The sequence below is a fragment of the Actinomyces israelii DSM 43320 genome (genome assembly GCF_000711965.1).
Classification (GTDB): Bacteria; Actinomycetota; Actinomycetes; order Actinomycetales; family Actinomycetaceae; genus Actinomyces; species Actinomyces israelii.
In genome coordinates this window covers 179,167-192,729 of sequence record NZ_JONS01000002.1, presented here as the reverse complement: position 1 = coordinate 192,729, position 13,563 = coordinate 179,167, and the positions used below count along the sequence as shown (strand labels likewise).

General features: G+C 70.3%; 10 protein-coding genes. 9 read left to right on the top strand and 1 reads right to left on the bottom strand.

The genetic code is table 11. The features are described 5' to 3' along the window. The first annotated feature begins 339 nt into the window (after positions 1 to 339). From O145_RS02010 to yicI, 5 genes are all read left to right on the top strand, one after another. Positions 340 to 1,359, top strand: a complete 1,020-nt coding sequence (locus O145_RS02010; protein WP_084682302.1) for a LacI family DNA-binding transcriptional regulator — start codon at positions 340 to 342, stop codon at positions 1,357 to 1,359. A 98-nt stretch (positions 1,360 to 1,457) separates the two neighbouring features. Continuing rightward, positions 1,458 to 2,762, top strand: a complete 1,305-nt coding sequence (locus O145_RS02005) for an ABC transporter substrate-binding protein (protein WP_043559055.1) — start codon at positions 1,458 to 1,460, stop codon at positions 2,760 to 2,762. Between the two features lie 97 nt (positions 2,763 to 2,859). Next, entirely contained in the window at positions 2,860 to 3,810 is a 951-nt protein-coding gene (locus O145_RS02000) for a carbohydrate ABC transporter permease (protein ID WP_084682301.1), read from the top strand. A 2-nt stretch (positions 3,811 to 3,812) separates the two neighbouring features. Continuing rightward, positions 3,813 to 4,733 carry a carbohydrate ABC transporter permease gene (locus O145_RS01995; protein WP_229118291.1) on the top strand — a complete coding sequence of 307 codons (921 nt, stop codon included), beginning with the start codon at positions 3,813 to 3,815 and terminating at the stop codon, positions 4,731 to 4,733. Between the two features lie 47 nt (positions 4,734 to 4,780). Continuing rightward, positions 4,781 to 7,099, top strand: a complete 2,319-nt coding sequence (gene yicI, locus O145_RS01990) for an alpha-xylosidase (protein WP_043558870.1) — start codon at positions 4,781 to 4,783, stop codon at positions 7,097 to 7,099. A gap of 54 nt (positions 7,100 to 7,153) precedes the next feature. Here the strand turns inward: yicI and O145_RS01985 are convergent, their stop codons facing one another. Then, positions 7,154 to 8,176, bottom strand: coding sequence for a LacI family DNA-binding transcriptional regulator (locus O145_RS01985; protein ID WP_043558869.1), 1,023 nt, complete (start codon positions 8,174 to 8,176; stop codon positions 7,154 to 7,156). Positions 8,177 to 8,395: 219 nt separating this feature from the next. On the opposite strand from O145_RS01985, the gene O145_RS01980 reads away from it, so the two are divergent. From O145_RS01980 to O145_RS01965, 4 genes are read left to right on the top strand one after another with little or no spacing between them, the layout of a single operon-like run. Further along, entirely contained in the window at positions 8,396 to 9,637 is a 1,242-nt protein-coding gene (locus tag O145_RS01980) for a sugar ABC transporter substrate-binding protein (RefSeq protein WP_052374512.1), read from the top strand. Continuing rightward, a complete protein-coding gene (locus O145_RS01975; protein ID WP_043558867.1) occupies positions 9,634 to 10,605 on the top strand; it encodes a carbohydrate ABC transporter permease in 972 nt (323 codons plus the stop codon). The genes O145_RS01980 and O145_RS01975 overlap by 4 nt, the downstream gene beginning before the upstream one ends. After that, complete coding sequence (locus O145_RS01970; RefSeq protein WP_043558864.1) at positions 10,602 to 11,432, top strand: carbohydrate ABC transporter permease; 831 nt, start codon at positions 10,602 to 10,604, stop codon at positions 11,430 to 11,432. Before O145_RS01975 ends, O145_RS01970 begins: the two co-directional genes overlap by 4 nt. 39 nt (positions 11,433 to 11,471) lie before the next feature. After that, complete coding sequence (locus tag O145_RS01965) at positions 11,472 to 13,481, top strand: glycoside hydrolase family 31 protein (protein ID WP_043558860.1); 2,010 nt, start codon at positions 11,472 to 11,474, stop codon at positions 13,479 to 13,481. Positions 13,482 to 13,563 lie beyond the last annotated feature (82 nt).

Genomic DNA, 13,563 nt, shown 5'->3' with positions numbered 1-13,563 from the left:
ATCCTCCCACCGGTTCCCTGGAATCGTCCCCCGGCTCCTCAAGAGCGAACAACCGGGCGGGTGGACAGATGTGCGCCTCGTGATTCCATCGCCGCGGCGCCCTCAGTGCGGGCGAACCCGGGGCAGCACCCGGCCAGGGTCCGGCAAACCTATCAAAATACAGTGGATGAACAAAAAGTGACGATGCTGTGACGCCATGGGATGCGAGTCCGAGTCGAACACGTTCGATCTTCGACCAGATTTGTTGACCCGTTATCGGAAGGCGGCGCACACTGATCGAAACGCTTCGACGAGGATCGTCCCCGGCTCCCGGCACAAGGAGGTGCGCACGTGGCAACCATGCAGGACGTCGCCCGCAGGGCCAACGTCGCCGTGTCCACCGTCTCCTACGCCCTGTCCGGCGCCCGGCCCGTCGCCCCGCAGACCGCCGCGCGGATCCGCGCCGCCATGGACGAGCTCCACTACCAGCCCAACGCCATGGCCCGCGGCCTGGCCAGCCGCCGCTCCCGCACCCTGGCCATGACCTTCCCCCGCTTCGACACGGCCATGGGGGAGACCGTCTTCGAGATCGTCCGCGGAGCCCAGAAGGGAGCCGCCGAGGAGGGCTACGCCCTGGCCGTGTGGCCCCTGGAGGAGGAGCGCGCCGGCGAGGGCCTCGTCGGCCTCGTCCGCCAGGGCAAGGCCGACGGCGTCCTCCTCGTCGAGGTCGAGATGGCCGACCGCCGCGTCGCCGCGCTGAGCCGGGCCCGCCTCCCCTTCGTCATGGTGGGGCGCACCGCCAGGCCCGCCGGCATCGCCCACATCGACATCGACTTCGAGCGCACCGTCGACGATGCCGTCGGGGCGCTGCACCGCCTCGGGCACCGCCGGATCGCCTTCGTCGGCCGCCCGGCGGCCCAGGCCGCCGCCGGCTACGGCCCGGCGGTGCGCGGACGCCTCGGCTACGAGCGGGCCGTGCGGGCCCGCGGCCTGGAGCCCCTCGCCGTCGCCTGCGAGGCCGGCCCCCAGGCGGGGCAGGCCATGGCCCGGCGGCTCCTCGACCGCCCGGCGCCGCCCACCGGCGTCGTCGTCATGAACGACATGGCTGCGCTCGGCCTGCTGCCGGGCCTGCGCGCCCTGGGCCTGGAGGTGCCCCGGGACGCGTCCGTGGTCGGCGTCGTCTCCTCGCCCACCCTCGGGGCCATGACCTGCCCCACCCTGACCACCACCCACGCGCCCGGCGAGCAGATGGGCCGCTCAGCGGCCCGGGCCCTCATCGCGCTGCTGAACGACCGCCTGGAACCCGCCGACTACCACCGGCTCGTCGCCTGCACGGTGATCGCCGGCGAGAGCCTCGGCCCCGCGCCCGGAGCGCCCTGAGCCGCTGCGCCCGCGGGCGGCGCGGCCCCGCCCGCCGCCTCCCGCCGGGCCCCATTCCTCAGCACAATCCCGGAATCTCAATGAAGAGGTGCACCACCATGATCAATCGCAGGGACTTCAACGCCCTCCTCGCCGCCGGCACCGCCTCGGGCCTGCTCGGTCTCGGGCTCGCCGGCTGCGGCTCCTCCGGCAAGGGCTCGGACACCTTCACCATCTGGGACTACGAGGCCGACGACTCGGCCATGGGCCAGGCCTGGGCCCGCGCCATCGAGATCTTCAAGGAGAAGCACCCCGAGGTCACCGTCAAGAACGAGGCGCAGACCTTCGAGCAGCTCCAGAAGAACGCCAAGATCGTCCTCACAGGCGACGACGTGCCGGACATTATGGAGTACAACAAGGGCAACTCCACCTCGGGCCAGCTCGCCTCCCAGGGCCTTCTCGAGCCCCTGACCGAGGAGGCCTCCAGGCGCGGCTGGGACAAGGCGCTCACCGCCTCCCTCCAGACCACCGCCCGCTACACCGAGGACGGCCTCATGGGCGACGGCGACTGGTACGGCGTCCCCAACTACGGCGAGTACGTCTTCGTCTACTACAACAAGGACATGTTCGCCGCCCGGGGCCTGAGCGTGCCGACGACCCTGGCCGAGTTCGAGTCCGTGTGCGACGCCTTCGTCGCCGCCGGGCAGGTCCCGCTGGCCGAGGCCGGCTCGGAGTACCCCATGGGGCAGCTGTGGTACCAGCTCATCCTCGCTCACGCCGACCGCTCCTTCGTGGACGCCTACCAGCTCTTCAAGGGCGACGTCGACTGGAGCGCGGGCCCGGTCAAGACGGGCACCGACACGCTCGTGGAGTGGATCAGGAGGGGCTACGTCGCCCCGGACTCGGCCGGGCTCACCGCCGAGGACGCGGGCGCCGCCTTCATCGCCGGCTCCTACCCGATGCTCGTCTCGGGGTCGTGGTGGTTCGGCCGCCTGGTGGCCGACATGAGCGCCGGCTGGGACCAGTTCCTGTTCCCGGGCGCCGGCCTCCACCTCGGCTCCTCCGGCAACCTGTGGGTCGTGCCCGCCAACGCCAGGAACAAGGATCTCGCCTACGACTTCATCGACATCACCATGTCGCAGGAGGTCCAGGGGGTCCTCGGCCAGAAGGGCGGCCTGCCCGTGAGCGGCGACCCCGCGGCCATCGAGGACGCCAAGACGCGCACCATGACGGAGAACTTCGCCGCGATCAACGCCGAGGACGGGCTCGCCTTCTACCCCGACTGGCCGGTCGCGGGCTTCTACGACCAGATCACCTCCGCCATGCAGTCCCTCATCAACGGCTCCAAGACCGGCGACCAGGTCCTGGCCGACCTCAAGACCGCCTACGAGGCGGGCAGGGCCGAGCTCGGCGTCGACCACTGATCCGCCGACGCCGGTGCCCGCGCACCGCCGGGCCCTCCCGCCCCGACGGCGGCGGGCCCCGGCACCGCCGTCGGCCCCTTAGCGAAAAGAGCTCATTATGACCGCATCCGCCACCCCAGCACCCCCGCCGGCCCCGCCGAGGCGCGGGAGCCGTCGCAGCCCGGCCTACCTGCCCTACCTGCTTCCCGGCCTCGTCTCCTTCACCGTCATCATCCTCGTGCCGCTGGCGCTCAACATCTGGTACTCCCTGCACAAGTGGAAGGGCGGGATGGCGCCGATGCGATTCATCGGGGCAGGGAACTACGCCGAGCTCATGGGCGACGCGAGCTTCTGGGCCTCCTTCCGCAACTCGCTGTCCATGATCGTCGCCATGGTCGCCGTCCCGACCCTCATCGGCCTCCTCCTGGCGGCCGTCCTCTTCGACTACGTCGGCAAGCACATCGGCACGCGCACCGCCTCCGCCCTGCGGGCCATGTACTACCTGCCCCAGATCCTGCCCGTGTCCGTGGCCGGCATCGTGTGGAACTGGATCCTCAACTCCCAGACCGGCGCCGTCAACGTCATCCTGCGGGGCGCGGGCCTCGCCGACCCGCCCAACTGGCTCGGCTCGACCTCCACCGCCCTGCCCTCGGTCATGCTCGTCCTGATCTGGATCCAGATCGGCTACCCGACGGTCATCTTCATGTCCGCCCTCCAGCGCGTGGACCCCGAGCTCTACGAGGCCGCCGAGCTCGACGGCGCAGGCTGGTTCACCCGCTTCCGCGCCATCACCGTCCCCCAGATCAAGCCCGAGACATTCGTCATCGTGCTCACCTGCACCATCGCCGCCCTCAAGGTCTTCGCCCCCATCTACGTGCTCACCCGGGGCGGCCCCGAGAGCTCCACGCTCGTGCCGAGCTACTACTCCTACCTCAACTTCTTCGACAAGTCGAAGGTCGGCTACGGAGCCGCGATCTCCACCGTCCTGACCGTTGTCATTATCGCCGTCGCCGGGATCATCCAGGTCCTCCAGAACCGCTCGGCCCGACGCGACGAGGAAGGACGCTGACCATGTCAACCATGCCCGCTGCGCCCGCCCCTGCGGCCGCCGACGCCCCCGCCTCCGCGCCGCCCGCCCGGACCGCCGGGCGGCCTGAGGGCGACCGCTTCCACCGCGGCGCCGCCCGCTGGATCGTGCTCGCCCTCGTCGGCGCCGCCGCCCTGCTCATGATCGCTCCCTTCCTCCTCATGGTCATGAACGCCTTCAAGTCCCCCGAGGACTACTCCGCCGGCAGCCCGCTGTCCTGGCCCCGGGAGCTCTACACCGAGGGCCTGGTCTACTTCTGGAACCGTGTCAACTTCCCGGTCAAGCTGTGGAACTCCGTGTGGACCTCCGCCGTGGTGGCCGTGGCCGGGGCCCTCCTGTCCCTGCTGAACGCCTACGCCATCGGCGTCGGGAGGGTGCGCGGGCGCGCCTGGGTCATTGCCGTGTTCATGATCGCCAACATGCTTCCGCAGGAGGCCCTCATCTACCCCCTGTTCACCATGGCCCAGAGGTCCGGGCTGGCGGACAGCCCCTGGTCGATCGTCATCATCTTCACGGTCATCCAGTCGGCCTTCGGCACCTACCTGCTGTCCTCCGTGCTCGGCACCTTCCCGCGCGCCCTTCTGGAGGCCGCCGAGCTCGACGGCGCCGGCCGCTGGCAGATCCTGTGGAAGGTCGTCTACCCGATCGTGCGCCCCACCCTGTCCGTCCTCATGATCTTCTTCTTCATCTGGACCTGGAACGAGTTCTTCATCCCGCTGGTCATGCTCACCAGCAACAACCACCAGACGGTGCCCATCGCGCTGTCGAGCCTCCAGGGGGACCGCATGCTCGACGTGCCCACCCTCAACGCCGGCGCCCTGGTCTCCCTCGTCCCGACCTTCCTCTTCTTCCTGTTCTTCCAGCGGACCCTCACCCGGGGCGTCACCGCCGGAGCCGTGAAGTAGGACGCCGGGACGCCTGCCCGCCGACCACCCCTGCCAAGGAGCCCGCCATGAAGTTCACCAACGGCTACTGGATGGACCGCGCCGGATACGCGGTCCGCAAGGCGCGCGGCCTGCGCGACCTCGCCGTCGAGGACGACGGCGCCGTCGTCGCCCACGCCCCCGTCCGCCCCGTCGCCACCCGTGGGGACACCCTCAATGTCGGCCTCCTGAGCGCCTCGTTCAGGGCCGTCGCCGACGGCGTCATCAGGGTCGAGCTCGTCCACCACCGCGGCGCCCCCGACCGCGGCCCCCGCTTCGAGGTCGCCGGCGAGGCCGGCTTCACCGGCGTCGTCGAGACCATAGAGACCGGCGAGACCGGCGAGACCGGCGAGGCCGGCCGGGCCGGCCGGGCCGTCACCCTGCGAGCAGGCTCCCTGGCCGTCACCGTGCACGAGGGGGCGGAGTGGACCGCCGAGTTCAGCTCCGACGGGCGGCGCCTGACCGCCAGCCCGCCGCGCGCCGTCGCCCACGTCACCGGCCCCGACGGCACCGCCTACATGCGCGAGCAGCTGTCCCTGCGCCCGGGCGAGCGCGTCTACGGCCTGGGGGAGCGCTTCGGCCCGCTGACCAGGAACGGGCAGAGCGTCGAGATCTGGAACGAGGACGGCGGCACCGCCTCCGAGCAGGCCTACAAGAACGTGCCCTTCTACCTCACCAGCGCCGGCTACGGCGTCCTCGTCGATCACCCCGGCGGCGTCTCCTTCGAGGTCGGCTCCGAGGCCGTCGCCCGCACCCAGTTCTCCGTCGAGGGCGAGCGCCTGGCCTACTACGTCATCGACGGGCCCGCGCCCAAGGACGTGCTGCGCCGCTACACGACCCTGACCGGCCGCCCGCCCATGCTCCCCACCTGGTCCTTCGGCCTGTGGCTGACGACCTCCTTCACCACCGACTACGACGAGTCCACCGTCGCCTCCTTCGTGGACGGCATGGCCGAGCGCGGCCTGCCGCTGAGCGTCTTCCACTTCGACTGCTTCTGGATGCGCGCCCTCCACTGGTGCGACTTCGTGTGGGACCCGGACACCTTCCCCGACCCCGCCGGCATGCTCGCCCGCCTCAGGGCCAGGGGCCTGCGCGTGTGCGTGTGGGTCAACCCGTACATCGCCCAGCGCTCGGCCCTCTTCGACGAGGGGCTCGCCGGCGGCTACCTCGTGCGGACCGACGGCGGCGGGGTGTGGCAGACCGACCTGTGGCAGGCCGGCATGGCGCTGGTCGACTTCACCAACCCCGAGGCCGCCGCCTGGTACAGCTCCAAGCTGGAGGCGCTGGTCGACATGGGCGTGGACTGCTTCAAGACCGACTTCGGGGAGCGGATCCCCGTGCGGGGCATCGCCTGGCACGACGGCTCCGACCCGGAGAAGATGCACAACTACTACACGCACCTGTACAACCGCACCGTCTTCGAGCTGCTCCGCCGCAGGCGCGGCGAGGGGCGGGCCGTCCTCTTCGCCCGCTCCGCCACCGCCGGCGGCCAGCAGTACCCGGTGCACTGGGGCGGGGACAGCGAGTCCACCTACGCCTCCATGGCCGAGACCCTGCGCGGCGGGCTGTCGCTGGGCTCCTGCGGCTTCGGCTACTGGAGTCACGACATCGGCGGCTTCGAGGGCACCCCGGACCCGGCGGTCTTCAAGCGGTGGCTGGCCTTCGGGCTGCTGTCCTCGCACGCCCGCCTCCACGGGTCGGGCTCGGTGCGCGTGCCCTGGGCCTTCGACGAGGAGGCCGTCGAGGTTGCCCGCCGCTTCATCGCCCTGCGCCTGTCCCTCATGCCCTACCTGTACCGCCTGGCGGGCGAGGCCCACGACGACGGCACCCCGGTCATGCGCTCCATGCTCCTGGAGTTCCCGGGCGACCGCGGGGCCTGGGACGTCGACACCCAGTACATGCTCGGCGACGCCCTCCTCGTGGCGCCCGTCATGGATGCCGGCGGCGAGGCGGATGTCTACCTGCCCGAGGGCACCTGGACCTCCTGGTGGGACGGGACGAGAGTTGTCGGGCCCCGGTGGGTGCACGAGCGCCACGGCGTCGGCACGCTTCCGCTCTACGTGCGGCCCGGCAGCGTCCTGCCGGTCTCCTCCCGGCTCGACCGGCCCGAGGCCGACTGGGCCGACGGGGTGACGCTGCGCTGCTTCGCCCTGGCCGACGGCGAGGAGCGCGAGGTCGTGGTGCCCGCGCACGACGGCTGCGCGTCCGTCGCCTTCCGGGTGGTCCGCCGCGGCGGAGCGCTCACGGCCTCGGCCGGCGGCGCCCGGGGCCCCTGGGCCCTGGAGGCGGACGGCCGGCGCGTCGAGGCGTCCGCGGGCGCCGAGACCGTCGAGCTCCGGCTCGACTGAGCGCCCGCCTCGGGCCCGTCCCAGGGGGCGGGCCCGAGCGCCCGCCCGCAGGGCTCACCGCGCGGGGCTCTTCATGGATGCGCCCGGGTGGAAGATCGGGGCGATGCGCTCGGGCTCCCTGCCGGAGAGCGGGAGCAGGCCGTCGAGCTGGTCGACGAGCAGTCCGACGGCGGTCTCGGCGACCCTGGAGACGTCGGGGTCGTAGTGGGTGTAGTCCACGCTGGTGTGCGGCGAGTCGCCCGAGCCCCCGGCCCCGATGATCGAGACGTCGGCCCCTGGGACGAGGCCGCTGGCCGCGAGCACATTGATGGCGTCGTCTATCGAGGTGGCGGGCGCGGCGATGAAGGCGTCCGCGGGGCTGTCGCCGGCGAGGTGGGCGGTCAGCGCCGCCTGCATCGAGCTGAAGTCGCGGGCGACCTCCACGGGCTGAAGCGTCAGCCCCAGCGCGGAGGCGCGCTCGTTGAGCGCCCGGGCGAAGCGGTGGATGAAGCCCATGGGCCTGACGTGCTCGGAGGCCGGGTTGATGACCAGGGCCCGTCGGTGACCGGCGTCGTGAAGTCTCTGGGCGCAGCCGGAGCCTATGGCCTCGAAGTCGGTGTCGGTGGCGATAACGTCGTTCGCGTCGTGGCTGAAGCCGATGAACACCGACGGGATCTGCGACTTGCGCGCGGCTTCGACCCGGAGGTCGCGGTCGCGGACGTCCATGACGAGGATGCCGTCGCACAGCGCGGACTCGGTCAGTCGGTGCATGCCCTCCACGCCCTCCTCGCTGCTGATGACCAGCAGCTCGTAGCCGTGGCGCCGGCACGCGGCCGCGAGCGAGACGATGTAGCGGTACTGCCCGGGAGCATCGGTGTGCTCGTGGTAGGGCGCGATGAGTCCGAGGATCCTGCTGCGGCTGCTCTTCAGGGCGCGCGCGCTCGCGTGCGGACGATACCCGAGTGCGGCCATCGCCTCGCGGACCCGCTTTCTTGTCTCCGGTGCAACAAATCTTTTACCGCTGAGTACGTAGGAGACCGTGGACTGCGAGACGCCGGCGGCGTGTGCGACATCGCGGCTGGTGGGCGAGGAAGGCATGGTGGGCGACCTCCAGGTGTGTTGACGGGCAGGCCCGCGCTCAGGGCCGCGCCTTGCGCCATTAGGTTTATCACGATACATTCGGGCCCCGAGGCGCAGCGACGAGGCGTGCGCCCGAGATCCCGTCACGTCACCGCCCAAGGCATGAGCGCCGATCGCATACGTGTGCGCATACGTATCGCTCGGTCTGATCGCTGCCGGCGGAGGAATGGAGCTGACATGTCCACGATCCAGCACAGGCTCATGATCAACCGCCGCCGCATCCTGCAGGGCGCGGCGCTCGTGGCAGCGGCGCTGCCGCTGGCCGCGTGCGGCAAGAGCGGTGGGTCAGGGGACTCCTCAACCATTAAGATCCTCGACTACTACGCGGACGAACCCGACAACGGTATCTTCCAGAGGGTCCTCGAGGAGTGCGCCTCCAAGGTGGGCGTCACCGTCGAGCGCGAGAGCGTTAACGGTACCGGCCTGATCCAGAAGGTCCTCCAGATGAGCTCCTCCAAGACCCTGCCCGACCTGCTCATGCTCGACAACCCGGACCTCCAGCAGATCGCCGCGACCGGGGCGCTGGCCCCGCTGGCGGACTTCGGGATCGGCGCAGAGGGGTTCAACCAGGGCTTCGTCAGCGCCGGCACCTACCAGGACAGGCTCTACGGCATGGGGCCGTGCGCGAACACCATCGGCCTGTACTACAACAAGGACAAGCTCTCCGCCGCCGGAGTGTCCGTCCCCACCACGTGGGACGAGCTCAGGGCCGCTGCGAAGACCCTCACCAGCGGCGACACCTACGGCATTGCGTTCTGCGCCGCCGCCTCCTACGAGGGCTCCTGGCAGTTCCTGCCCTTCTTCTGGTCCAACGGCGCGGAGGAGACCGACATCGCCTCGGCCGCCGCCGCCGGGGCCCTGCAGCTGTGGGTCGACCTGGTCAAGGAGGGATCGGCCTCCTCCGGCGTGCTGAACTGGGGCCAGGGCGATGTCGGGGAGCAGTTCACCTCCGGCAAGGCCGCCATGGTCATCAACGGGCCGTGGCAGACCATCACCTTCGACAAGTCCGACATCAGCTGGGCCGTTGCCGAGATCCCGGTGCCCAAGGCCGGCGGCACCCTGGTCGCCCCTCTGGGGGGCGAGGTGTGGACGGTTCCCCAGACCGGCAGCAAGGACCGCCAGGCCAAGGCGGCCGAGCTCCTGTCCGAGCTGCTCTCCGCCTCCCGGCAGCTGAGCCTCAACACGGAGCGGTACACGATCCCCACCAGCTCCCAGGTCGATGAGGACTACCTCAAGGAGCTCCCGCAGATGGCCTCGCTGGTCGAGTCGGTCAACAACGGCCGGGCCCGCACCGCGCAGCTGGGGGAGGCCTGGCCCAAGACCGCCGAGGCCCTCTACAACGCCATCCAGTCAGCCCTGACCGGCAAGGCCTCCGCCCAGGCCGCCCTTGAGACGGCCAAGACGGACTACCTGTCATGACGGCGGCCGCAGACCTGGCGGGGCCCGCCCAGCGCGGCCCGAGAGAGGAGCACACGCCCGCGGCGGGGAGGTCGGCGGCGCGCAAGTCGGTGCGGCGCCGGGAGGAGCTCGGCAAGTGGGCCTTCCTCCTGCCGGCCCTGACCTTCATGGCGCTGTTCTTCGGGTACCCCGTTGTCAAGAACGTGACAATGAGCTTCCAGGAGTACACCACCTCCACCTTCTACACCGGTGAGGCCCCGTGGGTGGGCCTCAGCAACTACGCCTCGGTGCTGACCTCCTCGGTGTTCTCCACGGCAATGCTCAACACCTTCCTGTTCACCGTGGGCTCGATCGCCGGCCAGTTCACCATCGGGCTGGCGCTCGCCGTCTTCTTCAAGCGGCGCTTCCCCCTTAACGGCGTGATGCGCTCACTCATTCTGCTGCCCTGGCTGCTGCCGATGATCGTCTCCAGCGCCATCTGGAAGTGGATGCTGGACAAGGACAGCGGCGTCGTCAACCAGCTCCTCCACGCCCTGAGCCTTCCCGCCGTGCCGTGGCTGACCAGCACGAGCGTGGCGCTGGTCGCGGTCATCATCGTCAATATCTGGCTCGGCATTCCCTTCAACATGACTATTCTGTACAGCGGGCTCCAGGACATCCCCGATGAGCTCTACGAGGCCGCTTCCCTGGACGGGGCCGTGGGATGGAAGGCTTTCCGGTACGTGACCTGGCCGATGCTCAGGCCCGTCGTCTCGGTGGTGCTGGTCCTCGGGGTGGTCTACACCCTCAAGGTCCTCGACATCATTCTGGGGCTCACCGGCGGCGGGCCGTCGAACGCCACCCAGACCCTGGCGACGCAGTCCTACAAACTGTCCTTCACCAACTTCGAGTTCGGTCAGGGGGCGGCGCTCGGAAACGTCCTGGTGCTCGTGTCGGTGGCCTTCGCCGTCGTCTACCTCAGGCTCAGCCGCTCCGGGGAGGAATCATGACGGCCCCGCGCCCCCGCCGCTCCCGCCGCGCCGTCGTGAACACGGTCCTGGGGCTGGTGTTCCTGACGATCATGCTCTTCCCCGTGTACTGGATGGTCAACGCCTCCCTCCAGCCGGGCGTGTCCACCGCCGACCTGCAGATCCTTCCCATGAGTCCCGGCCTGGACGGGTACCGGCAGGCCATTGCCGGCCAGGGCGGGAACCTCGCCACGAGCCTGGTGGTCTCCCTGGGGGCCGTGGCGGTGTGCCTGTGCGTGGCCACGCCGGCCGCCTACGCCCTGTCCCTTCACCGGGTGCGGCGCTCCGGGGCCATCCTGTTCATCCTGCTGCTGAGCCAGATGATTCCCGGGATCATCATTGCCAACGCGCTGTACAGCGCCTACAACACCCTCGGGATCCTCAATACCGTTCCCGGGCTGATCCTGGCCGACTCCGCCCTAGGGGTCCCCTTCTCCATTCTCATTATCCGCGCCTTCATGTCGGCCATCCCGGTCTCCATCCTGGAGGCGGCCAGGGTGGACGGCGCGGGCCGCCTGCGCGTCTTCTTCTCCATCGTCCTGCCGCTGAGCCGGAACGCGCTCGTCACCGCCTCGCTCTTCAGCTTCCTGTTCGCCTGGAGCGACTTCCTGTTCGCGCTCACCCTGGACTCGAGCTCGGCCGCTAGGCCGGTGAGCCTGGGCATCTACCAGTACATCGGGGGATTCGTGGCCGACTGGGGCTCCGTCATGGCGACGGCGACCATGGCGTCCCTGCCCGCCGCGATCCTGCTGGTGGTGGCCCAGAAGTACGTCGCCGCGGGAGCGACCGGCGGCGCCGTGAAGTCCTGAGACGCACGCTCGTCCTATTCATCGGATAAAGGAATTCATATGCTGGAATACGTCACTATTGATCACGGATTCGAGGTCCGGTACGCGCACGAGGTGATGCGCGTCGAGCAGTGGGGTCGCGACTCGGTGCGGGTGCGCTGCGCGCAGCACGCCATCCCGTCCGCGGACGCCGGTGCTCTGGAGACCCCTCCCGGGCCGCGCGACTGCCCGCCCGCGAGCCGGGACGAACAGGACGGTCAGGCCGTCCACCTCGTCGTCGGCAACCTCACCGTCGAGGCCCGCCTGGACGCCGGGGACGGCAAGCCGGCGGTCATGCTCCGCTTCCTGCGCACCGGCGACGGCCGCGAGCTCCTGGCCGAGGAGCGGGAGCACTTCTGGTGGCCGGGCTCGCACGTCTTCTACGGGCAGCGCTCGGGCCTGTACGAGATCCACCAGCGGTTCCGCGCCTACCCCGGGGAGAGGATCTTCGGGCTGGGACAGCACACGCACGGGCGCCTGAACCACAAGGGGGTCGTGCTCGACCTCGTCCAGCGCAACGCCGAGGTGATGATCCCCTTCTACCTGTCCAGCCGCGGCTACGGCTTCCTGTGGAACAGCCCGGCGGTCGGACGCGTGGAGCTCGCCGAGAACGCCACACGCTGGGTCGCTGACGCCGCGCCCGGACTCGACTACTGGGTGACGGCCGGGCCGACGCCGGCCGACATCATGGAGCGCTACGCCGACGCGGTAGGTCACTCTCCGGTGCTTCCCGAGTGGGCCACGGGGTTCTGGCAGTGCAAGCTGCGGTACCTGAGCCAGGCTGAGCTGCTCGACGTCGCCCGGGAGTACCGCCGTCGGGGGCTGCCCCTGTCGGTGATCGTCACCGACTTCTTCCACTGGACCGCCATGGGCGACTACCGGTTCGACCCCGAGGAGTACCCGGACCCCGAGGCGATGGTGCGCGAGCTCGACGAGCTCGGTGTCAGGCTCATGGTCTCCGTCTGGCCGACCATCTCGCCCCTGTCGGAGAACTACGACGAGATGGTCCGGCGGGGCCTCCTGGTGGGCGCCGACCAGGGCGTGGAGCTCCACCAGGACATCCACGACAAGAAGATGCCGCGCTCCCTGCCGGTCGCCTTCTACGACCCGACCAATCCCCGCGCCCGCGCATTCATCTGGGAGACCGTCAAGCGCAACTACTTCGACCTGGGGGTGCGGGTGTGGTGGCTGGACGCCTGCGAGCCGGAGCTCAACCCCGGGCACCCGAAGAACCTGTCCTTCCACGCCGGGCCGGGCGCGGCCGTGGCGAATGTCTACCCTCGCGACAACGCCCGGACCTTCTGGGAGGGCAGCCGAGACGCCGGCGCCCCCGACACCGTGCTGCTGTGCCGCTCGGCGTGGGCGGGGCAGGCCAAGTACGGGGCCGCCGTGTGGTCCGGGGACATCCCGCCGACCTGGGACTCCCTGGCCCGGCAGGTGCGCGCGGGCATGAGCATCGGGATCTCCGGCATCCCCTGGTGGACCACCGACATCGGCGGCTTCCACGGCGGCGACCCGACGGACGAGGCGTACCGGGAGCTGTACGCGCGCTGGTTCGCCTTCGGCGCGTTCTGCCCGCTGTTCAGGCTCCACGGGCACCGCGAGCCCCGTGGCGAGCTCGGCTCGCCCGTGAGCGGCGGCCCCAACGAGGTGTGGAGCTACGGGGAGCGCTGCCTGGAGATCTCCCGGGCCCACATGGAGCTGCGCGAGCGCCTGCGCCCCTACATCGGCGAGGTCATGAGGCAGGCCTCCGAGAAGGGGGTCCCGGCCATGCGCGCGCTCTTCCTGCAGTTCCCCGACGACCCCGCCGCCTGGGAGGTCGACGACGAGTTCCTGCTGGGGCCGGACCTGCTCATCGCGCCGGTGACCGAGCCGGGCGTCACCAGCCGCGAGGTCTACCTGCCGGTGGGCGTCCGGTGGACGGAGATCCACTCGGAGCAGACCTTTGACGGCGGGGAGCGGATCCGGGCCGAGGCGCCGTACGAGTACATCCCGGTCTTCCGCCGGGAGGGCGCCCGCATCGGCGTCTGAGCCCGGGGCGGTGATGTTGCACATTCGCGCGCGCTCCGCGTCGGCAGAAACCCCGGAATCATGCGGAAGAGTGTTTTCGGTG

Coding starts and splice junctions, on each gene's coding strand:
- O145_RS02010 (WP_084682302.1), top strand. CDS start 340: ATGCAGGACGTCGCCCGCAGGGCCAACGTCGCCGTGTCCACCGTCTCC.
- O145_RS02005 (WP_043559055.1), top strand. CDS start 1,458: ATGATCAATCGCAGGGACTTCAACGCCCTCCTCGCCGCCGGCACCGCC.
- O145_RS02000 (WP_084682301.1), top strand. CDS start 2,860: ATGACCGCATCCGCCACCCCAGCACCCCCGCCGGCCCCGCCGAGGCGC.
- O145_RS01995 (WP_229118291.1), top strand. CDS start 3,813: ATGTCAACCATGCCCGCTGCGCCCGCCCCTGCGGCCGCCGACGCCCCC.
- yicI (WP_043558870.1), top strand. CDS start 4,781: ATGAAGTTCACCAACGGCTACTGGATGGACCGCGCCGGATACGCGGTC.
- O145_RS01985 (WP_043558869.1), bottom strand. CDS start 8,176: ATGCCTTCCTCGCCCACCAGCCGCGATGTCGCACACGCCGCCGGCGTC.
- O145_RS01980 (WP_052374512.1), top strand. CDS start 8,396: ATGTCCACGATCCAGCACAGGCTCATGATCAACCGCCGCCGCATCCTG.
- O145_RS01975 (WP_043558867.1), top strand. CDS start 9,634: ATGACGGCGGCCGCAGACCTGGCGGGGCCCGCCCAGCGCGGCCCGAGA.
- O145_RS01970 (WP_043558864.1), top strand. CDS start 10,602: ATGACGGCCCCGCGCCCCCGCCGCTCCCGCCGCGCCGTCGTGAACACG.
- O145_RS01965 (WP_043558860.1), top strand. CDS start 11,472: ATGCTGGAATACGTCACTATTGATCACGGATTCGAGGTCCGGTACGCG.